Raw genomic sequence first — 19,521 nt, 5'->3', positions numbered from 1 at the left:
TTACCCACTACACTTCAGCAAAAATAACAATCGGTGCAGCTTCATCCTTATTTATATATAGCGCCCCTATTGCCTCTCGCCAAGCCTCGATCTCTTCTTCCACAAGCGACGCTATGACGTAACAAGACACTCTATCTTTCCCCACGCCCGTGATGGATTCCTGCTCCAGATACTCCAACTGCTCCCGTGATTGAATGTAGTGCTCCACATAAATCTGATGCAGGTAGGCTCGCTCCATCATGCGTTCGGCGACCCGACCCGAACCCAGCACATGTATGGTTGTGATACCCTGTCGCTGAATCTGCTGAATGAGATCGAACAAGATCGGTTGAATGCCGAATGAGTCGGACGAGCGCAAATAATAATTGTACAAATAATAGGGACTATGCCGGGTGAGCGTGCCTTGCGGCCAGTAGGCGTTTAACGTAGAAGGTCCGAAGTTGCAGGCTCGCAGAAACGCTTCTTCCCCCTCGGCAAACCATACTGCCGGAATAGGCTGACAGATCTCGCTGACTTCACCCAAGTAGGAGTCTTGATGCTTAAGGTTGCCCAGGTACCTCGCTTCCTCTGGCGAAGGCATCGTGATCACGCGGTGGATCGGCTTGTACCACTCTCTCGGATTGAGGATGTCGGTGACGTTAGGTTTGACTTGACGCAGAGCCTGACAGCTCGCCTGAAAAGCTAGCACTCCCCTGTGGCACGCCAGCTTATTGCGCAGCTCGGCAACGTCCTGTTCGAGAGGCGCCAACATGGGAACCACTTTCCCATCCACATCCCGCTCATACCCGATCGTGGTGCCGAAATCCCCCATCAGCAGCTCTTCCAGGAAAGCCGGGCTGCGGACAATCGCTTGTCCGAGGTCGCCGTTACGGTCAACTCCCCCGAGATGACACCGGACATCCATCCCACGCAGGTGAAGCTTCTCCAACCCAGCACCGCCGACGGCCAGCAGATGGATCATTCGCGAAGTATGGCCCCCTGATTTCCAGGCATACTCGATATTCTTCTGAATCGTGCCGTGGAACCCGATATCCACAGTTACGAGCTGCTCCGGGTTAGCACATTGCTGCTGCAAATACTCGTTCAGCAACCGGCGGTGGCGCTCCAGGGAACGCTGGATCAGATCCAGAGTACGCTCAGACAAGAAATAGCGTTCCACCAGGCCAATGACTGATTCACCAGCATTATCGATTATCGTCCTGCACTCGGACACGGTCAGATCCAGCCAGTCATGCAGGGCTGTACATTCCTCCTGAATATCCAGCACTCGGAACAGTTCTCCAATCTTGCAGTCCGTTCCCAGAAGCTGACCCAGCTCACGCGCTCCAAACCGCTCTAGCGATGCCAAGTAAGTCGCTTGTCTGGAAACGTACAGAGGCTTAACTGAGAGCGCCAAGCCCCTTTGTCGAGCAATCTGTTCCAATAGTGGTGCCAACAGGACGCCTTCGCGCATCAGTGGATGAACTTCATCACGCTGCTCTGCTATGCAAACATCGATAACCCACTCGCAATAGGACGTCAGCATAGGTCCCAGCGACCGTACTCCGAATTGGTAAAAGAACTGCTCCGACTCCGACCTACTGACGATATCTGGATCGATCGTACATTCCGTTAACTTGGTTAACGATTGAATGGAACGCAACACGTTACCGTGACGAATCACATCCCAATGGTAGGGGCGTTCGAATGTGCTCGGAATGACTTGGTAATGCAGAGCTTGGATCGCATGGATTGCTGCCCCGTGAATGTCCGAACGAAGCTGATCCCCGATATGGACAATCGCTTCAACCGGGACATTCGGGTACCGCGACAACAGCCGCTCGAACAACCCCCCGGATGCTTTGCTGCACTTCTCTTCGCTGGATACCAGCAATAGATCGTAGCAAGTCTCGTCCAGTCCCGACGCGTGCAACAGCGCCCTCAACTGTCGGGAGGACAAATACATGTCTGATAATAGCACGATCTGCATGTCTCTAGCCCGTGCCCAATCGATAAGGGACGCCATGTTCGGATTCAGGAAACAAGCCGATCGCTCCTGTTCAAGCTCCAGCTGCAGCAACTGCTCCTGATCCCCGAGGCTCACCGGCAGCTCCTCATAGATTTGCTCCAATGTCACCTCGTCGTACCCTGCCACGCCAAGCTTCTTCCCGCGCGCCTCTCTCTCCGCCTGCATGCGGATGAGCCGGAATTCGTCGGGTGTTCCCGCACTCTTCCATAGTCCGGCGCGTTCCGCTGCTTCCGCTGTCTTCACGAACACATCCGTCGGATCGGACACAGTGCGGAATAGGATGGTGTCGAAGATGTCCAGGGACAGCAGCTTCTTATGATGTAGAGATTCCTCCAATGCACTCAAGTAACAGTCCGATTTCCACAGCAGTGAGGAACGTGCTTGATAAAGGGATGACATGATTTGGCCTCCGGTTTTTTCCGATCCTAGTAGTGTGTAGAACCACGTTTATCTTTTTATTGTGACACAGGCAGAAGGAAGGATACAAGAGAAAAAAGAAGATGAAGGCTACTGCGAGCTTGATCGGCAGTACTGTTCTCCCCTCAACCGGGTTATAGGCAGTACCTATTACGATGATCATGTTCATATATTGGACTTATTAGGCAAATCGACTAGACTGAGATCTATACCAATGTTGGAGGAGGATGCGTCATGTTAGCTACACATTTATTATCCGCGTGTGGAATTGTGTACCGGGACAGTTCCGTATTGTTGGTTCAGGTCAATTACGGCAGGAACAAGGGCCAATGGATGCTCCCGGGTGGATTCGTGGACCAAGGTGAATCGTTGGAGCAAGCGGTTGTGAGAGAAGTTGCCGAAGAAACCGGACTTCTAACCGCCCCCAAGCGGATCGTCGGCCTTCGGAACGGAGTTAGACGAGTGGTGGATAGACAGGATAATGTAGAGAAGGATGAGACGAGCGTCTACGTTGCCTTTGAAATGACCTATCTCTCTGGAGTGCTGCAAGCCCAAGATGACCAAGAAATATGCGGGGTGGCCTATGCGCCGATCGCCGAGGCGTTGGCCCGTCCAGACGTCATTGAGTTAACTAAAGTTTTCCTTACCTCTGCCATTGAATCGAGTGCAGGATTATCCCCTTATCGCCGACCGATTCAGACTCGAACCGACTACCAATCTTACGATGTGTACGTATGTGGAGATGCTTACAAAGACTGACATACCTGCCGGATTTTTTGTTTGACAGGAGCCGAAAAATCAGTATGATAATAAAAGTACGCTTCAACCCGTACAGGCTGATGTAGCTCAGAGGTAGGCCGTGTAAGATAGTAGCGACATGGTCATATACTACTCAGCAAGCCCGGTTAGTTAAACGGTATAATAGATCACTCGTAATGATCAGTTGGCAGTTCGATTCTGCCATCGGGCATAAGGAGGCGGCCAATGTAATTTTGTGGCCGCCTCTTTCCTTTCTAAAAATCATAAAATTTGATCAAGCCTATCCGTCCCTCGTTTTAGTGCAGCAGACCATCGATCGAGTTCGCGGCTGTTCAATTTATCGTTGTACAATAAATATATTTACTGTTGGAACCTCCGCAAAAGGGTATGCATGGTTTGTTACTTCCCTGTTTATTTGGCTACAATGTTGTTATAGGTCAAGAAACGGAGGCAACCTCAACATGAGAATTCAACTGGGCCGCTGTCTGCTTCATGAACGGCTGCTTGAATCCGGCATGACGAAAGAAGCACTAGCGCAAGCTTTATTTTATAAGCCACAGCGCATAACTGACTATATGGAAAACAAAAGGGTTATGCCGCTCCAAGTAGCGATCACAATTGCCGATGCCGTCGGATGTGACGTACACGATCTGTACGAAACGAACCGAATAAACCAATCCGTTCCGAACCCGTAACTAAGCGGCGGGCTCTCCGATACATGATCTAAAATGGCCATCCTTTGCAGGAATGGGAGCAACCGCCCGATAAATCCCCGGATACACCGCCCAGAGCTTTTTAGCAGTGCTTGTAACGTTGTATGCAATGTGTCCCTGTCAAGGGACTACGGCAAAATCTACAGCGTTTTCCGCATGAATTCCATAATATACTTTTCTTTAAAGCTAAGGCTGTCATACAGATTTCTGGCATAATTCCCGACAACACACCAGAGGTCGACTTTTGCACAGCCACGCTGATAGATCTCGTTGCATAAATACATAACAAACTTTCTTCCGATCCCAAGCCCCTGAAAGTCTGTACGGACGGAAATACTGCTGATTTCATTACCAGAAATGCAGCTATAAGCGACCATTTCCCCATTTATTTCGTAAACAAAACGGTTTTCCGCATCCTCTTTCCATGCTCTTCGTTCTTTTTCACTGGGCTGGGCAATCACAGAATCGGGAAAGCACCCCGACACGGACGCGCATTTCATGAAAAGCTGTGGCATACAGCGACTGACTGGTAAGATAGTCTTCGTCCGTATACGGCCTCACCGGAAGCTTCTCCAGGGGAAAGGGATCGCCGGTTCGCTGCAGTAAAGCCGATGAAAAGTATTTGTCATAACCGAGCTTGCGCGCAAACGCAAGAGATGATGGATGACCAGCACGAAAGGAACTCCTGACTTTTTGGGTTCCGCCCGCCCGCAATTCGGTTTCAGCATACTTTACCATTGCAGAACCTATTCCTTGCCTGCGAAACTGTGGAGCAACAAACACAGTTAAATAGGACTGAGACCCAGGCTCGTTCACTTGAGCCAGTGCAACAAGCTTATCATCAATAAACGCGGTAATAAACAATTCCGGCTCTTCAGCAAGCACCCGAAGAATGTTTTCACCCGCGTCGACGTCATAGCTTAATAATTCTCTTACGACATTATTATCTTTTTCACTGAAGTGTTCGTATCGGATACCTGCAATATTCATCAGCCTTCTATTCCTCCATGTCACCCCTCTCCTTTGTTTGGCGACGCCCACACCAAATGAATGGTATTAAACTTGTAGCGTTCCATATGATGTATATGAATCGGGGACTGCTGAAAAATATGGATCATATTACGATCCAGATGGCAGCCGACAACGCGTAGGAATACCGGCTCGATGATCTTTTGGGTGCTGCCAATCAATCGGTTTGAACTGAGACCATGCTCCATTAACAAAATTTGACCGCCCGGCTTGCACCACCTGCTAAAAGATTCCAACACTCTAACAGGATATTCGTAACCGCAAAAGGATAATGTCGATACGATGGTATCAAATGAGTTTTCAGGAAACGAAATAGATTCAATATCGGATTGAATGAATGTGGCACGAACTTTGCTAGCCGTGGCGGACTCTCTTGCCTTGGATAACATAGCACCGCTGAAATCGACAGCAGTCACATCCACATCTTTGGGGTAAAAGTAAAAATTCGCTCCGGCACCAACAGCTACCTCAAGAACCTTCCCCTTTGCACTCCCGATCAATTTTTCCCGCCATTTCCGTTCCGACTGCTTCTTCCTTCTCATTTCGTAAATATTGGATTGATTATCGAATTTACGGATGAGTTTCTCTTTGTCCATAGTACCCTCCTCCAATAAGCGACGATCAGACTTTGAATAACTTAAGCAGAAATGACTTGGCTCAGTTCATCCATGCTTAACGTAGTCAGCTTCTCCCGTAAAGTTTATGAACGAGAGACCATTTGTTTTTCTGTCTGACAGTAGCGTATCATCAATATTGTCTTCTTATTGAATTTCTTGCATGTACAATTAATTTAATTATTCGTGAAGAGATTAAACTATCCTGCCCGTGAAAAGCAACGCACTCTCGTAATGCGTAGGTCGTAGGTTCGACTCCTCTCATCAGCATCGCACCACCTGGGCAACAACGCGGCTTCTCGTCAACGAGGTGTCGTGCTGTCAAGCCAACATTTCATCACAACATACATTCTAGACTTCACACATAACCAATCTATACCTAGGAAGGGGGAGCACAAATGGACAAGCTGGACTTAATCTTAGAAAAGCTGGAATCCATGGATACCAGGTTGGATTCCATGGATACAAGACTCGATTCACTGGAGCAGTTCAACCAAGTCTTTCAAGTAAAATTGGATGCACTGGACGAGCTGAAACAAGTGGTTTACGCCCTGCGACACGGTCAAGAGGAGACAAATGCCAAACTGGATGGCTTGACGCTAGATGTTGCTCGAGTTCAAGTTGACGTCGTAACGCTCAAGGAATCACAAGATCGCCAGAATAAAATTCTGGAATCGCTCGCCTTACGGTCACTGGAGCAAGAAACGGATCTACGTGAGTTGAAAAGGGTGAAGTGATTCAAGTCCTCATTGCTGTTGATTCATCAGGTGAGCAGTAAGCAAGCGTGCAAGTGTCTGCAACTGACCTACTGTAGCTAACAGGATTTCCTCCATATAAATTAACCATATACATCTGATTTTGCCCTATTAGATGGAATTCCTCCCGCTAATTGTTCCAATTTGCGCTTAATAACCACTCCTCCTCATCCGCTGAAATAGATGGAGCTTTTCCAGTTAACTCGTCGTGAGCGCGCACCCGCCCGACAATGTTGTCTCCACTCAATACAACATCCAAGCAGCAGAAAAAAGAAGCCTCGCGGCTTCTTTTTTGTTGATGTATATTTTACGGACTGAAGGAGATGTTACAAGGTTGACAGTCACTCGCTTGGAATCCTAACGACGACCTGCCAGGGATTGCTCAGCGATTTGTACAAGTTGCTTAGTGATTTGACCTCCAACCGAACCATTTTGGCGGGAAGAAGTATCAGCACCCAAGCTAACGCCCAGTGTGCTAGCAGCTTCCATTTTCAATTGGTCGATTGCATTTGCGCTTTGTGGTACGAGCAAAGTGTTATTTGCCATGTGTAGTCACCTCCTTTCTTGCTAATGTTTTTATATTTTTGTTTCAAAGCCCCTATAATATGCATGAGGGTATCGAAAATTTTTTTCCAATTTTTGAAAATGCATGTTCGGACTGTGCGGAGCCTGCCTTTGCTATGGTACAATGAGTCCATTAAAGCCAGATGCCGCAAGGAGGCCCCATGGAAATAACGAAAATTTCACCCCGTAAAATATACGAGGAAATCGCCGAGCAGATCAAACAGCAAATCGTGAATGGTCGCCTGCAGCCCGGACAGAAGCTCCCTTCTACTCGCGAATTGACGGAGAGCTATCAGGTAGGACGTTCCACGATGCGCGAAGCGCTGAGTATGCTAAAGGCGATGGGATTAATTGAGATCCGCCAGGGTGAGGGTTGTTTCGTACGAGGCATGGACGATCGGGAGCTGGAAGTTCCGCAATTCGAGCATCTATTCACGAGCATGGAGGCCGTATTCGATCTGCTCGAAGCTCGCAAAGCATTAGAAATGGCGAATGCAGGATTAGCTGCGGCCAAACGTGATGACAAGGATCTGGAACGGTTCGAGCACATTCTCGCCGATATGGACAGTGAGCTGGGAACGGAGGCTGTCGGGGAAAAGCAAGATATGCGCTTTCACCTTGCGTTAGCTGAGGCTACACACAATCCGATTATGGTGAAGCTGTTGGAAACGATTTCGGCCCAGGTTGAAGTCACGATTCGGGAAACCCGTCGATTGCAGCTATACCGCAACAAGTCTTTGACCCAACGGTTCTGGCTGGAGCACAAAGCGATATTCGAAGCCATCCGTGATCAGGATGCAGCCCGCGCCCAAGCGGAGATGCAAAGCCACCTCCTCTACGTCGAGCAGCAGATTCGCGAATATTTGCAAGGAAAGAAGCAACCGGAATGAGGAGAGTAGGCGATCGCCTAGCCTAGAAGGGGTAAAAAAATGCAACAAACCTCTTTTCAATTCACCAGTTGTCTGATAACCTGATAATAATATATATAACAGTCGGTCGGTACCAACCAAGCAAAGCTCAAGCAAAAGTACAAGTCTCAACATACCCGACCGTTAACATAACAAGGAAAGCAAGGTGGCGTACCCTATGAAAGTTTCTCTGTTCATCACTTGTCTCGCCGATCAGCTGTATCCGGAGGTTGGTGAAAGCGTTGTCCGCTTGCTGCATCGCCATGGCTGTGAGGTTGACTTTCCCGAGATGCAGACATGCTGCGGCCAACCCGCGTTCAACAGCGGTTACCAGGATGAGGCCCGCGAAGTAGCCCGACAGTGGATCCGTGCTTTTGAACACAGCGACTATATCGTCTCCCCCTCTGGCTCCTGCACCGGCATGGTCCACCACTACTATCCCGATCTATTCAAGGATGAGCCGGAGTGGCATCGCAAGGCAGTTGCGCTAATCGAGCGAACGTATGAGTTCTCGCAATTCCTCGTTCAAGTGCTTGGAGTGAGTGATCTGGATGCGAAGTTCCCGCATAAGGTGACCTATCATCCTTCCTGCCACGCTATGCGACTGCTCGGTGTCCGCGAAGAGCCACTCCAACTGCTGAACAATGTCAAGGATATGCAGCTCGTTGATCTTCCGAAAAAAGAAGACTGCTGCGGCTTCGGCGGTACGTTCGCGGTGAAGATGGCGGATATGTCCGAAGCTATGGTATGTGAGAAAGCGGCGCACGTCTGCGAGACCGGTGCTGAGGTGCTGGTCGGAACGGATATGGGTTGCCTGATGAACATTCAAGGCCGATTGAATAAGGAAGGTAAGCCGATTCAGGTCATGCACCTGGCCCAGCTTCTGGAAGAGGGGGTGAAAGCGCGATGAGTGTGTCTGCGAACACCGGTCATCATCACAAGGAACACAAAGCACCCTCTGAGCTGGAATTGATCGGTTCGGGGTTGAAAAAAAGGACGGAGCTCGCGTTAGACGATCCCTTCCTGCGCAAAGCGGTCGCGTTCACTACCGACAAGCTGAAGAGCGGTAAGCAGGGAGCTACCGACGAACTAGGCAATTGGGAAGATTGGCGGGAACGCGGCCGCACCATCCGTGAGCATGTCGTGTCCAACCTCGACTACTACTTGTCTCAATTCGCGGACAATGTGGCAAAGGCTGGCGGGAACGTGCACTTCTGCCGGACCGGCGAAGACGCAGTCCAGACGTTCATGGGCATTGCGAAGCAGCACAATGCCAAGCTCGTCGCCAAGGGAAAGTCGATGGTGTCCGAGGAAATCCACCTCAACCACCGGTTGGAGGAGGAAGGCATCGAGGCGATCGAGACCGATCTTGGCGAATACATTCTGCAGCTGGCGCGCGAGACGCCCTCCCACTTGATCATTCCGGCGATCCACAAGAACAAGCAACAGATCGCCGATCTGTTCGGCGAGGAGGCCGGACATGAGTTCCCTGCCGAGACGAAGCCTTTGGCCGCGTATGCCCAGCAGCGGCTGCGCAATTATTTCCTCGAGGCCGACATCGGCCTGACCGGGTGCAACTTCGGCATCGCCGAATCCGGCACGATCACCCTCGTCTCGAACGAGGGCAATGCCCGGATGGTGTCGACGCTTCCGAAGGTGCACGTGGTGGTCATGGGGATGGAGCGCCTCGTGCCTACATTCGCCGACGTGGAGGTCATGCTGAACCTGTTGGCGCGCAGCGCCACCGGGCAGAAGCTGACGACGTACACGTCGTTCGTCACCGGCCCACGTCGCGAAGGCGACCTCGATGGGCCGGAAGAGCTGCATGTGCTCATCCTGGACAACGGCCGATCCGCACAGCTGGGCGACCCAGTGTTCCAGGAGGTGCTGCATTGCATCCGCTGCGCAGCGTGTCTGAACGTATGCCCGGTGTACCGCCACGTAGGCGGGCATACGTACGGCTCCGTGTACAGCGGCCCGATCGGGGCCGTGCTGACCCCTTTGCTGCAGCAGGACATGAAGGAAGCCGGGCAGCTGTCCTACGCCTCCAGCTTATGCGGAGCGTGCTACGAAGCTTGCCCGGTCAAGATTCCGCTGCATGACATGCTCGTGCAGCTGCGTAACCGCAAGGTCAAGATGGGATTGACGCCGGCGTTAGAAAAGCTGGCCTTCAAGATATACGCCACTACATTCGGCAATGTGAAGTTGTACCGCACCGCTACGAAGGCGGCTTACTATATGCAGATGCCGCTCGTTCAACAGGGCTCGATCAAGAAAGGCATCGGTCCATTAACCGGCTGGACGCAGTCCCGCTTCATGCCGATGAAGCCGAAGAAGTCGTTCCGCGATCGCTGGGCTGCACTTCAGCAAGAGCTGAAGAACGGCGACGCCTCATCTGAGCCGAAGAAAGGAGACGAACACCGATGAGCGTGAATTCAGGATCAGGGCTTGAGCAAGGAAAGGCGTCAGAATCAGGGCAGGCACAAGCCCAAGGCCAACGAGCAGGCGTCATACATGGGCGTGATGCTTTCATCGGTCAATTAGCCAAACAGTTGGGCCGCCAAGCCCCCTTGACGGCACCACCCGTACGGACTGTGACCGGGGTTCCCGAGCATTATGCCGCAATCCGTCCTGATCAACAGCAGAAGATTGAGTTATTCACCCGCAGCTGGACAGCGCTGACCGGCAAAGTGTGGGTCGTCTCTGCTGCCGAGGCCGCCGAAGCCATCCCTGCGCTCGTGCGCCAAGTGTGCGCCGAGCTGCAGATCGACCGGGTGACCCGTTGGGAGCACCCGGACCTGCAAGAGCTGCCGCTCGACGCAGCGCTCGCGGACGCAGGCATCGCCGTCGTGCCATGGCGCGCCGACGGCGCAGACCACTTGCACGCGCCGCATACCGTCGGCACGTCTGCCTCTAGCGCCGCAGCGGATGCCAGCGCAACCGCAGACGCGTCCGCACCTGCACGAACAGCTACGGACGCCCCGCCGACCTCCACGGGCGCCGTGCCTTTAGCGGCCACCGCCAGCCGCTGGAGTGCACGCAGCCCGCTGCTGCAAGCCGCCGAGCGATCTCGCCTCGGCGTCGTGTGGGCGGACTACGCGCTCGCCAACACAGGCACGCTCGTGCTGAAGGCACACGGCGGCCGCGGTCGCTCGGTCAGTCTACTGCCCGAAGCCCTGTTCGCCGTGTTCCACGCCGACAAGTTAGTCACCCGCATGGGCGAGGCGCTGGAACGAATCCGGGAGGAGTATCCCGACGTAGTTGACCTGCCCTCTTCCATCAATTTGATCACTGGTCCTAGCCGAAGCGCCGACATCGAGAACGATTTGACAATCGGCATTCATGGGCCTGGAAAAGTGTTCGCGGTTATTGTCCAATCCTGATGMATCGTCTATACTGATAAACATGAAATCATCTTTTTACGAGTCGAAAGGAGATTTGAAATTATGAAATTGGTTACGATTCAAACGAAACAAGGCTCCCAACTCGGAGTCAAAACTTCTGAAGGCATCCTGAATGTTGTCGAGGCACTCTCCATCGTCTCAGACTCTAACGCTCCGCAAACGACACATCAGGTCATCGAAGGCGGCGCAGCGGCCTTGAAAGCTCTGCAATCCTATGTGGATCTAGCACTTGCTGCCTCCGCTTCCGATAAAGCCAAATTCATCAAGCCTGAATCCAACATCACCTTCGGTCCATCCGTACCCAAGCCTAGCAAAATCATCTGTGTAGGGCTCAACTACCGCCGACATGCCGAAGAAACGAATGCGAAGATCCCTACATCGCCGATTTTATTCAACAAATTCGATAACACCTTGACAGGCCATCTGGCTGATATTCCTTTGCCTAGAACGTCCAGTAAAGTCGATTATGAAGTCGAACTGTGTATGGTAATCGGCAAAACCGCCAAGTATGTAACCAAGGAGCAAGCACTTGATCACGTATTCGGCTACACCGTCGTGAACGATATCTCGGCCCGCGACCTGCAACTGCGCACGTCCCAATGGTTGTTAGGCAAGAGCTGCGATAGCTTCAGCCCACTTGGCCCTTACCTGGTAAGTGCAGACGAAGTCGGCAACCCGAATGACCTCAACCTGAAGCTCAGCGTCAACGGTGAAGTTCGCCAAAACTCGAATACGTCCGATATGATCTTCCACTGCGACGAAATCGTGAGCTATATTTCCCAGCACATGTCGCTGTATCCAGGAGACATCATTCTGACGGGTACGCCGGAAGGTGTCGTGCTTGGTTACCCGGAAGAGAAGCAAGTGTACCTGAAAGACGGCGACGTTATGGTCGTGGAAATTGAGAAACTCGGAACCTTGCAGAACCGTATGGTGAACGAGCAATAATCTGCACAACACATAAACCCCCTTCAAGAGACAAGACGTGCTGACTGAACAGCGCCTTCGTCTTCTTGAAGGGGATTTTTTATATACCACTTGCAGCAGCTGCCTCGTCAGTGTTAACAGTATATTCATGACGGGAACGAGCCATATTATGAACATGGTTCTATTCAGTTACTGAGCTCGGAAAATGTGGCACTTATTGCAACATTTCTGGTCTGAATTGTGTGGAAAAGAGGAAATGTGGAACTTATTGCAACCTCACCTACCGCTTCCCTTCCAGCAATGTTTGCTCGAACAGCTCTGCGGGAAGCGGCTTGCCCAGCTGGAAACCCTGCACCTCGTCGCACTTGTGCGTACGCAGTACCTCGATCTGCTCCTCCGTCTCCACGCCCTCGGCCAACACGTTCATTCGCAGCGAGTGTGCCATCTCAATGATCGATTGAATAATCGTCGCTTCTTCGGCCAATCCTTTCAAATCCCGGACAAACGAACGGTCGATCTTGATCGTATTGAACGGATATTTGCGCAAATTACTGAGCGAAGAGTAGCCTGTTCCGAAATCGTCGATTGAGATTTGGATACCCAGCTGCTTGATCATTTGCATCTTCTCGATGACTTTCTCTTGATTGTGCATCGCTACACTTTCTGTTATTTCCAGTTCCAGGTATTGCGGAGACATCCCGGTCTCGCGCAAAATCCGGATCAGCATTCCAATCAGGTCATCCTGTCGGAATTGCAGCATCGATAAATTCACCGCCACCCTCATAGGCGGGTAGCCCTTATCCTGCCACGCTTTATTTTGCCGGCACGCCGTCCGGAGCGTCCATTCCCCAATCGGCACGATCATGCCGGACTGTTCGGCAAGTGAAATAAATTCGTTCGGAGAGATATAGCCCAACTCGGGATGCTGCCAGCGAATTAACGCCTCCACACCGACAATCTCACGCGTGTCCATCTTGATCTTCGGCTGATAATGCAGAAGGAATTGTTCATGCTCAACAGCTCGGCGAAGTCCTTGTTCCAGCTCTAATTTGCGTGAGGAGGTTGTGTTCATGTGGGGATTGTAGAATCGGTAACTGTTCTTCCCTTGTTCCTTCGCCTCATACATGGCCGTATCCGCATTCTTGATGAGCAACTCCGGCGTGTCACCGTCATCGGGATATAGGGCAATGCCGATGCTCGCTGTAACGAAGATGGTCTGATCCTGGATAATGAACGGCTTGGCAATATTGGCCATCATCCGCAAAGCCACAATAGCAGCTTGTTCATGTGTTGTATTGGGCAACAGCACGATGAATTCATCCCCGCCCAAGCGGGAGATTGTATCGGTATCCCGTACGCTCTCGGTGAGCCGATAGGCTAACTCCTTCAACAGCAAATCCCCTACCGGATGTCCCAGCGTATCGTTAATGTGTTTGAACCGGTCCAGATCGATGAACATGATCCCAACATGAAGCTGATGGGTGTTGGCCAAGCTCAAGGAGTGGCTGACCCTATCATTGAATAAGTTCCGGTTCGGCAGTCCGGTCAGCACGTCATAATAAGCCATCTGCTTGATGGCATTGTCCGCACGCTTCTTCTCAGTTATATCTCTCGCGATCGTCTGGATGAACGATTTCCCTTCATTCTGGATCAGGATGGAATTCGCTTCAATATCGATCGTCTCTCCATCGAACCGCGTGATCCGGATTTCCATTGGACCGACATCTTCCTCCGCATACTCGATCGCATGCAGCCATTTCGTAATGTCCTCCTTGCGCTCGTCCTCCACCCATTCATAGACCGATCTTCCTACCAAATGCTTGCTGTTGGCTACTCCCACGGTGCGGGCAGCGGCTTCATTAGCGAATATTATTTTCCCATTGCGATGTACAATAATCGCCTCTGGTGAGAAATCGACAAGCCGCCGGTAGCGCTCTTCGCTTTCCTTCAGCGCCTCTTCCACTTGCTTGCGCTCGGTAATATCGCGAATGTAAGCTGTATATTGAGGCGTACCATGATTCTTTACTCGAGTAACGGTAAGCTCGACCGCGAACTCATAGCCATCGGTATGCAAGGCATACGTCTCGAACCGATTGCTCACAACACCGTCCACGAGCAGCGCCAGAAACTCCCGAATTCCCCCATACATAGGATGTTTGGAAAGCACGATCAATTGATCGAGTTTCTTACGGAGAAGCTCTGCTCGGCCATACCCGAACGTTCGCTCCACGGCTGGGTTAAACTGAGTAATGTTGCCGTCCGCATCCACCATCAGAATACAATCCACGGCTGATTCCAGAATGGAACCGTTGAAGGCAACCTGTTCGGCCAACCTTTTGTCAGCAAAGTAAGAACTGATGAGGACGATCTTCAATACTATCATGCTTCCGATCGCAATATACACAGCCAGCACCGATGGATCCAGTGCCAGATTAGAATGGTTTGGCATGGTTGGTGATTCCGTGAAAGTAGCCGCAGCCATACCTATATAATGCATGCCAATGATGCCAAATCCCATAATGATGCCGCTGCCAATCTTGATCAGATGCATGAACAGGGAGAGGTTGTCCCTGAACCGAAATGCAAGTAGTAAGGCTACGAGCGACGCGCTAACGGCAATCACAATCGAGAGTGCGAACAGTCCCGAAGAATATCGGATGCTGACCCCCTCCATTGCCCCCATCCCGATATAGTGCATACCACCGATCGCTCCGCCCATGAACACGCCACCGACGAGAAAACGTTGTAAGCTAAATGTAGAGCGACTCGCCGCATACAGACCTCCTAAGGAAGCGACTATCGCAACGGCGATGGAAACTAGCACTAGCATCGTGTTGTATGTCACCGTCACAGATATCTGAAATGCCAACATAGCAACGAAGTGCATCGCCCAGATGCCAACGCCCATAGCGACAGCTCCACCCATCAGCCATGTTCTGCGCTTCCATCCCTCTGATAATGTTACCCTTCTTGCCATATCTAACGCCGTGAAGGACGACATGACCGCAATCATGTAGGATAAGACGACTAAGTATACATTGTAATTCCCAGTTAACTCGGAGTGGTCCATCCGGCATCCCTTCCATTCTACCTTCGACTATCAAACCTCCCATAGATTTGAAGATGACTCCCAGCCCCTAGCCAATCTCGCATGCGATTGACAATGACTCTCAGTCCCTATTAGTAGATGTTAAAAAGGGTGCGCATGTGCTAGACTGTTGCACGATTTTAATAGATTTGCTCGTTTGGATTGTGGTTCGGGCACAAAGAAACCCCCAGCTTCTTGAGCTGGAGGCATGTTTACCACATTATACTTACATCCCTAGATTCCTATACTCATGGTCAACAATCGAATAGAGGAAGGAATTGCACCATTGGCCCTTCGAGAACATATGCTCCCGCAGCAACCCTTCCCGTTGCATCCCGATCTTCTCCATCACTTTGTATGATCCGGTATTCCCCGGCCGACATGTCGCATAGATGCGGTGCAAGCCGAGCTCGCCGAAGCCGAACTTAAGCATCTCAGTAGCCGCCTCCGACGCAAAGCCTTGTTGCCACACCGTTCGGCTGAAGCAGTATCCGATCTCGCCATTACTGCCCTCCGCATGAATGCCGCAGCCACCGATCACCTTGCCATCTTCCTTACGGACGACAGCCAGTTCGTAGCTTACGCGCGGCATCTCCTGCTGCATACGCCAGACACGGCCCAGGAAGTCATGCGTCTCCTGCTCCGTATTCGGTCCCCATAGCATAAACCGGGTTACTTCGGGGTCGGAGGCGTACTCGTGCAGCGCAGAAGCATCCTCAGGAACGAAATCCCGGATGAGCAATCGGCCCGTTTCCATACTGAATCCATTCGCCATCCTGCCACCTCTCCCCTGTAGTCCGGCCATTTCACCAACTTATAATTCGAACGAGCTCTTCAATGAGACGATCCGATTGAACACGATATGATCAGCTGTCGAATACTTCGAATCTACATTAAAGTAGCCGTGGCGGAAAAACTGGAATTTGTCTTGCGGTTGAACGTCCTTCATCCCGGGTTCTATGTACCCTTCCACAACTTCGAGGGAATTCGGGTTAAGTCGGTCCTTCAGCTCTGCATCTTCATCCGCATCTTCCTTCACTAACGCTTCGAACAAGTAGAACTTGGCCGGAACCGCAAGACTTGCTTCTACCCAGTGAATCGTTCCCTTCACCTTGCGCGCATTGAAGCCCGACCCGCTCTTCGTCTCCTTATCGTACGTACAACGCAGCTCGATTACATGACCGTCTTCATCCTTGACGACTTCCTCGCATTTGATGAAGTAAGCATTCTTCAAGCGTACTTCGTTACCGGGGAATAAGCGAAAATATTTGTTAGGCGGGTTCTCCATGAAGTCGTCTTGCTCGATGTAGATTTCACGCGAGAACGGGATCATGCGGTTGCCCATCTCAGGATTCTCCGGGTTGTTCTCGGCTTCCAGCATCTCGACTTGACCTTCCGGATAGTTCGTAATGACGACTTTAAGCGGCCGCAGCACGGCCATCGTACGAAGCGCCTTCAGCTTAAGGTCTTCGCGGATGAAATGATCCAGCATCCGTGGATCGACCAAGCCATTGCTGCTCTTGGATACCCCTGTCTCCCGACACAGATCGCGAATCGCTTCCGGGGTCACCCCTCTGCGCCTCAACCCGGACAACGTCAACAGACGAGGGTCGTCCCATCCGTCGACAAGACCTTCCTCGACAAGCTGACGCAAGTACCGCTTGCCCATAATCGCATTCGCTAAGATCATCTTGGCGAACTCATATTGGCGCGGCTGTACGTCCATCTCGCATTCGCGGATTACCCAGTCATAGAGCGGGCGATGGTCTTCGAATTCGAGCGTACAGATGGAATGGGTAACACCCTCCACGGCATCCTCGATCGGGTGAGCGTAATCATACATCGGATAGATGCACCATTTGTCACCGGTATTGTGATGATGTACATGTGCAATCCGGTATAAGGCCGGGTCCCTCAGGTTGATGTTCGGGGAACCCATGTCGATCTTGGCGCGCAGCACCATAGTTCCGTCCTTGAACTCGCCCTTGCGCATCCGTTCGAACAGATCAAGGTTTTCTTCCACTGACCGATTGCGGTATGGACTATCCTTACCCGGCTCCGTCAGTGTTCCGCGCATTTCACGCATTTGCTCCGCTGTCAGCTCATCTACGTACGCTTTGCCCCGCTTGATCAATAGAACCGCACGGTTATACATCTCATCGAAGTAATCGGAGGCGAAGTATAGCTCTTCCCAATCGAAGCCCAGCCACTTCACATCTTCCTTGATCGCTTTCACGTATTCGACGTCTTCCTTCACCGGGTTCGTATCATCGAACCGCAAGTGTGTTCGGCCGCCGAACTCGTCTGCCAGTCCGAAATTAAGCCAAATCGATTTGGCGTGCCCGATATGCAAATATCCGTTCGGTTCCGGAGGGAAGCGCGTCACGATCTGGTTGACTCTACCTGTGTTCAGATCGTCCATTACGATGTTTTTTATAAAATTTGACGATGTCGGTTTTTCCATGTTTCCCAGCCTTCCCCTTCCTCAAAAATGAATATACCCACTATCATACACCAAACTAGCACCAAATAAAAAGAAAAAAGGTGACCCTTAGACGCCTTCTCTAAGACATTTCCAGCCGTTCCATGTCCATGCATATTTCATGCTGCCACTCCGTGTCGTTCGTCATGGAAGCAAGCAGCGACAAATTGGCATACGAGGCCGCCTTCCATACATACGCCGCATTCGCAGCCATACAATGCTGCAATTCCAGCGTCTCCGCCGCAGTAAGCGGACGGCTCCGTTCCAGGATCCACAGCTCGGCGAGCCTCTGGTGAATCGCCTTCACTTTCATCGTCTTCTCCCCCTCTCCCTAGCGTAATTGTTGTTATTACCATCATCGCCAGCAAGAGGAGTGCCTAAACGCGATTAATAAGTCATAATACGACGGTACATCGTCTTATCCTTCAGCTTCTTGAATAACGCACGGGATGGGATAAAGTTGGCTTCAATGATCCATATCCTTCCCTTCGAATCCAGGCCGAAGTCGATTCCGACTGATTGGATGTCCTCGAAGGAAAGCTGAAGATTGTGTACCAGATGAAGGGCTATCCGGTCGAGCTCTTGCTGGATACCGTTCATATTGCCAGTGTCTATAGATGAACGACGCAGCGCCGTTTCCAGTGGGAGCACATAGCCACTGCTTCTCTTTGTATTCGTAATAATGAACCCTTTGCCACCGACCTTGACCAGCATCCCGGTCACATTCCACTTCGATGCTCGCCCGGTATGCCTCTGAACCATGACACGGAGATCGAACAGTCGGTCATCGATGTTCGCCAGATCAATACGCTGCTGAATAATGTAAGAACGCTTGATCTTCTCGCTCAACCACGCGTACAACTTCTCAAAATCATCTATCACGTGAGTCGCCTGATCGGCCTGAATTTTGAACTTGTTGGCGTTCTGCTTGCGGATCAGCATGACACCGTCCCCCCCGGATAAGCCGTTGGGCTTCAAGATACATTCCGAAAACTTCTCTGTCGCCTTCCTTAGATTAGCTTTATTGAACCTGAAGGTCTTTGGCAAATACTTCTGCAGCTCCTCGCTGCCTCGCATCACTTTGTATTTGTTCCATTTTGTATATAACAGTCCCATGTAATTCCTCCATTTGATGTACTCTACACCTGATTACTCATCGTAAGTATTATATGAATGGAGGCTTGATCGAGAAACAACGCAGGAGCGGAGTATGCAGCAGAAGAAAAAAGGCATCCAAAGGGAAATCCTTCCCTTCGATGCCTATTTGACGAAAATGCTATTGTGTAACCTCTATAACTTGGTGCTAACAACGTACACAACCGAAACGACGAGAAACGCCGTGACGAACATCGAAGCCGCGAATCTGGAAGTAATGGCGGATGGGACCGAAACAGTAGATGCAGCAGTTCCAGTAGTACTTGCAGCTGACAGCTTCTTCAGCATCTTGCGGCCGAGAATGGAAAGAACAACGATGGACAGCAATATAATCATGCCGCCTCCCCGTTCCATGTAGACCATCCAGAAAGGTTTATCATCGCCTAGACCCATCTTCATAATCATCAAGCCTCCACTGAGGAGAACAATGAACGAACTTGGGTGGGTCAACAAATTGAATGCTTTGACGATTTTGCGCACAAGCACTCTGCTCTCTTCCGAATGAAGCTGACGCCCTAGCATGATCAGCATGATGCCGACCGCAATCAAGGAACCTAGCCACACCGCCATACCTGACAAATGAAGAAATAATAAAAAGCCGAACATTGAGAACCGCCTCCTAAAATCGTCCTTAAACTAATCACCCTCACATTAGTCACACATGACTATATGAGCACAAAAAAATTATGCCATCTTTT

At 51.0% G+C, this 19,521-nt stretch carries 19 protein-coding genes and 1 tRNA gene; 9 read left to right on the top strand and 11 right to left on the bottom strand.

Annotated features, from left to right (window positions below; all coding sequences use genetic code 11):
- Window positions 1-7: 7 nt before the first annotated feature.
- Entirely contained in the window at window positions 8-2,407 is a 2,400-nt protein-coding gene (locus tag AC1DWB_RS05510) for a hypothetical protein (RefSeq protein ID WP_477540035.1), read from the bottom strand.
- Between the two features lie 252 nt (window positions 2,408-2,659).
- Between AC1DWB_RS05510 and AC1DWB_RS05505 the strand changes: the two genes are divergently transcribed.
- The 3 genes from AC1DWB_RS05505 to AC1DWB_RS05495 all read left to right on the top strand — a co-directional run bounded on the left by AC1DWB_RS05505 (window position 2,660) and on the right by AC1DWB_RS05495 (window position 3,879).
- Entirely contained in the window at window positions 2,660-3,184 is a 525-nt protein-coding gene (locus AC1DWB_RS05505; RefSeq protein WP_477540034.1) for an NUDIX domain-containing protein, read from the top strand.
- Window positions 3,185-3,324: 140 nt separating this feature from the next.
- Window positions 3,325-3,395: transfer RNA gene (locus AC1DWB_RS05500), tRNA-Thr, on the top strand.
- A 250-nt stretch (window positions 3,396-3,645) separates the two neighbouring features.
- Window positions 3,646-3,879 (top strand): helix-turn-helix domain-containing protein, encoded by a 234-nt coding sequence (locus AC1DWB_RS05495; RefSeq protein ID WP_477540033.1) that lies wholly within the window; start codon window positions 3,646-3,648, stop codon window positions 3,877-3,879.
- A gap of 158 nt (window positions 3,880-4,037) precedes the next feature.
- Here the strand turns inward: AC1DWB_RS05495 and AC1DWB_RS05490 are convergent, their stop codons facing one another.
- From AC1DWB_RS05490 to AC1DWB_RS05480, 3 genes are read right to left on the bottom strand one after another with little or no spacing between them, the layout of a single operon-like run.
- On the bottom strand, window positions 4,038-4,358 hold the full coding sequence (locus AC1DWB_RS05490; RefSeq protein WP_477540032.1) for a GNAT family N-acetyltransferase: 321 nt from the start codon (window positions 4,356-4,358) through the stop codon (window positions 4,038-4,040).
- Window positions 4,339-4,887, bottom strand: coding sequence for a GNAT family N-acetyltransferase (locus AC1DWB_RS05485; RefSeq protein WP_477540031.1), 549 nt, complete (start codon window positions 4,885-4,887; stop codon window positions 4,339-4,341). The genes AC1DWB_RS05490 and AC1DWB_RS05485 overlap by 20 nt, the downstream gene beginning before the upstream one ends.
- Before the next feature lie 20 nt (window positions 4,888-4,907).
- The gene (locus AC1DWB_RS05480) at window positions 4,908-5,522 is read right to left on the bottom strand and encodes a class I SAM-dependent methyltransferase (RefSeq protein ID WP_477540030.1); all 615 of its coding nucleotides are present in this window, start codon (window positions 5,520-5,522) and stop codon (window positions 4,908-4,910) included.
- A gap of 416 nt (window positions 5,523-5,938) precedes the next feature.
- On the opposite strand from AC1DWB_RS05480, the gene AC1DWB_RS05475 reads away from it, so the two are divergent.
- Window positions 5,939-6,277 carry a hypothetical protein gene (locus AC1DWB_RS05475; RefSeq protein WP_477540029.1) on the top strand — a complete coding sequence of 113 codons (339 nt, stop codon included), beginning with the start codon at window positions 5,939-5,941 and terminating at the stop codon, window positions 6,275-6,277.
- A gap of 375 nt (window positions 6,278-6,652) precedes the next feature.
- On the opposite strand, the gene AC1DWB_RS05470 is transcribed toward AC1DWB_RS05475, so the two are convergent.
- A complete protein-coding gene (locus AC1DWB_RS05470) occupies window positions 6,653-6,841 on the bottom strand; it encodes a small, acid-soluble spore protein, alpha/beta type (protein WP_477540028.1) in 189 nt (62 codons plus the stop codon).
- Between the two features lie 179 nt (window positions 6,842-7,020).
- On the opposite strand from AC1DWB_RS05470, the gene AC1DWB_RS05465 reads away from it, so the two are divergent.
- The 5 genes from AC1DWB_RS05465 to AC1DWB_RS05445 all read left to right on the top strand — a co-directional run bounded on the left by AC1DWB_RS05465 (window position 7,021) and on the right by AC1DWB_RS05445 (window position 12,119).
- A complete protein-coding gene (locus AC1DWB_RS05465) occupies window positions 7,021-7,749 on the top strand; it encodes a FadR/GntR family transcriptional regulator (protein ID WP_477540027.1) in 729 nt (242 codons plus the stop codon).
- 196 nt (window positions 7,750-7,945) lie between these two features.
- Window positions 7,946-8,677, top strand: a complete 732-nt coding sequence (locus tag AC1DWB_RS05460) for a (Fe-S)-binding protein (protein ID WP_477540026.1) — start codon at window positions 7,946-7,948, stop codon at window positions 8,675-8,677.
- The gene (locus AC1DWB_RS05455; protein ID WP_477540025.1) at window positions 8,674-10,194 is read left to right on the top strand and encodes a LutB/LldF family L-lactate oxidation iron-sulfur protein; all 1,521 of its coding nucleotides are present in this window, start codon (window positions 8,674-8,676) and stop codon (window positions 10,192-10,194) included. The genes AC1DWB_RS05460 and AC1DWB_RS05455 overlap by 4 nt, the downstream gene beginning before the upstream one ends.
- Window positions 10,191-11,150, top strand: a complete 960-nt coding sequence (locus AC1DWB_RS05450; RefSeq protein WP_477540024.1) for a LutC/YkgG family protein — start codon at window positions 10,191-10,193, stop codon at window positions 11,148-11,150. The genes AC1DWB_RS05455 and AC1DWB_RS05450 overlap by 4 nt, the downstream gene beginning before the upstream one ends.
- Window positions 11,151-11,213: 63 nt before the next feature.
- Window positions 11,214-12,119 carry a fumarylacetoacetate hydrolase family protein gene (locus AC1DWB_RS05445; protein ID WP_477540023.1) on the top strand — a complete coding sequence of 302 codons (906 nt, stop codon included), beginning with the start codon at window positions 11,214-11,216 and terminating at the stop codon, window positions 12,117-12,119.
- A gap of 259 nt (window positions 12,120-12,378) precedes the next feature.
- On the opposite strand, the gene AC1DWB_RS05440 is transcribed toward AC1DWB_RS05445, so the two are convergent.
- The 6 genes from AC1DWB_RS05440 to AC1DWB_RS05415 all read right to left on the bottom strand — a co-directional run bounded on the left by AC1DWB_RS05440 (window position 12,379) and on the right by AC1DWB_RS05415 (window position 19,429).
- Complete coding sequence (locus tag AC1DWB_RS05440; protein ID WP_477540022.1) at window positions 12,379-15,168, bottom strand: bifunctional diguanylate cyclase/phosphodiesterase; 2,790 nt, start codon at window positions 15,166-15,168, stop codon at window positions 12,379-12,381.
- Window positions 15,169-15,412: 244 nt separating this feature from the next.
- On the bottom strand, window positions 15,413-15,961 hold the full coding sequence (locus AC1DWB_RS05435; RefSeq protein ID WP_477540021.1) for a GNAT family N-acetyltransferase: 549 nt from the start codon (window positions 15,959-15,961) through the stop codon (window positions 15,413-15,415).
- A gap of 39 nt (window positions 15,962-16,000) precedes the next feature.
- Window positions 16,001-17,650, bottom strand: a complete 1,650-nt coding sequence (locus tag AC1DWB_RS05430) for a glutamine--tRNA ligase/YqeY domain fusion protein (protein WP_477540020.1) — start codon at window positions 17,648-17,650, stop codon at window positions 16,001-16,003.
- Window positions 17,651-17,750: 100 nt separating this feature from the next.
- The gene (locus tag AC1DWB_RS05425) at window positions 17,751-17,981 is read right to left on the bottom strand and encodes a DUF7667 family protein (protein WP_477540019.1); all 231 of its coding nucleotides are present in this window, start codon (window positions 17,979-17,981) and stop codon (window positions 17,751-17,753) included.
- Window positions 17,982-18,055: 74 nt separating this feature from the next.
- The gene (locus tag AC1DWB_RS05420; RefSeq protein WP_477540018.1) at window positions 18,056-18,784 is read right to left on the bottom strand and encodes a YheC/YheD family protein; all 729 of its coding nucleotides are present in this window, start codon (window positions 18,782-18,784) and stop codon (window positions 18,056-18,058) included.
- Window positions 18,785-18,958: 174 nt separating this feature from the next.
- Window positions 18,959-19,429, bottom strand: coding sequence for a hypothetical protein (locus AC1DWB_RS05415; RefSeq protein WP_477540017.1), 471 nt, complete (start codon window positions 19,427-19,429; stop codon window positions 18,959-18,961).
- Window positions 19,430-19,521: the final 92 nt, after the last annotated feature.

The organism is Paenibacillus sp. P4_E11 (assembly GCF_056401635.1).
The sequence above is the reverse complement of the archived record's forward strand: the minus strand, read 5'-3'. Positions and strand labels throughout refer to the sequence as shown.

What these genes read in the sequence shown, in the direction of transcription:
- AC1DWB_RS05510 (WP_477540035.1), bottom strand. Translation starts at nt 2,407, where the DNA reads ATGTCATCCCTTTATCAAGCACGTTCCTCACTGCTGTGGAAATCGGAC.
- AC1DWB_RS05505 (WP_477540034.1), top strand. Translation starts at nt 2,660, where the DNA reads ATGTTAGCTACACATTTATTATCCGCGTGTGGAATTGTGTACCGGGAC.
- AC1DWB_RS05495 (WP_477540033.1), top strand. Translation starts at nt 3,646, where the DNA reads ATGAGAATTCAACTGGGCCGCTGTCTGCTTCATGAACGGCTGCTTGAA.
- AC1DWB_RS05485 (WP_477540031.1), bottom strand. Translation starts at nt 4,887, where the DNA reads ATGAATATTGCAGGTATCCGATACGAACACTTCAGTGAAAAAGATAAT.
- AC1DWB_RS05480 (WP_477540030.1), bottom strand. Translation starts at nt 5,522, where the DNA reads ATGGACAAAGAGAAACTCATCCGTAAATTCGATAATCAATCCAATATT.
- AC1DWB_RS05475 (WP_477540029.1), top strand. Translation starts at nt 5,939, where the DNA reads ATGGACAAGCTGGACTTAATCTTAGAAAAGCTGGAATCCATGGATACC.
- AC1DWB_RS05470 (WP_477540028.1), bottom strand. Translation starts at nt 6,841, where the DNA reads ATGGCAAATAACACTTTGCTCGTACCACAAAGCGCAAATGCAATCGAC.
- AC1DWB_RS05465 (WP_477540027.1), top strand. Translation starts at nt 7,021, where the DNA reads ATGGAAATAACGAAAATTTCACCCCGTAAAATATACGAGGAAATCGCC.
- AC1DWB_RS05460 (WP_477540026.1), top strand. Translation starts at nt 7,946, where the DNA reads ATGAAAGTTTCTCTGTTCATCACTTGTCTCGCCGATCAGCTGTATCCG.
- AC1DWB_RS05455 (WP_477540025.1), top strand. Translation starts at nt 8,674, where the DNA reads ATGAGTGTGTCTGCGAACACCGGTCATCATCACAAGGAACACAAAGCA.
- AC1DWB_RS05450 (WP_477540024.1), top strand. Translation starts at nt 10,191, where the DNA reads ATGAGCGTGAATTCAGGATCAGGGCTTGAGCAAGGAAAGGCGTCAGAA.
- AC1DWB_RS05445 (WP_477540023.1), top strand. Translation starts at nt 11,214, where the DNA reads ATGAAATTGGTTACGATTCAAACGAAACAAGGCTCCCAACTCGGAGTC.
- AC1DWB_RS05440 (WP_477540022.1), bottom strand. Translation starts at nt 15,168, where the DNA reads ATGGACCACTCCGAGTTAACTGGGAATTACAATGTATACTTAGTCGTC.
- AC1DWB_RS05435 (WP_477540021.1), bottom strand. Translation starts at nt 15,961, where the DNA reads ATGGCGAATGGATTCAGTATGGAAACGGGCCGATTGCTCATCCGGGAT.
- AC1DWB_RS05430 (WP_477540020.1), bottom strand. Translation starts at nt 17,650, where the DNA reads ATGGAAAAACCGACATCGTCAAATTTTATAAAAAACATCGTAATGGAC.
- AC1DWB_RS05425 (WP_477540019.1), bottom strand. Translation starts at nt 17,981, where the DNA reads ATGAAAGTGAAGGCGATTCACCAGAGGCTCGCCGAGCTGTGGATCCTG.
- AC1DWB_RS05420 (WP_477540018.1), bottom strand. Translation starts at nt 18,784, where the DNA reads ATGGGACTGTTATATACAAAATGGAACAAATACAAAGTGATGCGAGGC.
- AC1DWB_RS05415 (WP_477540017.1), bottom strand. Translation starts at nt 19,429, where the DNA reads ATGTTCGGCTTTTTATTATTTCTTCATTTGTCAGGTATGGCGGTGTGG.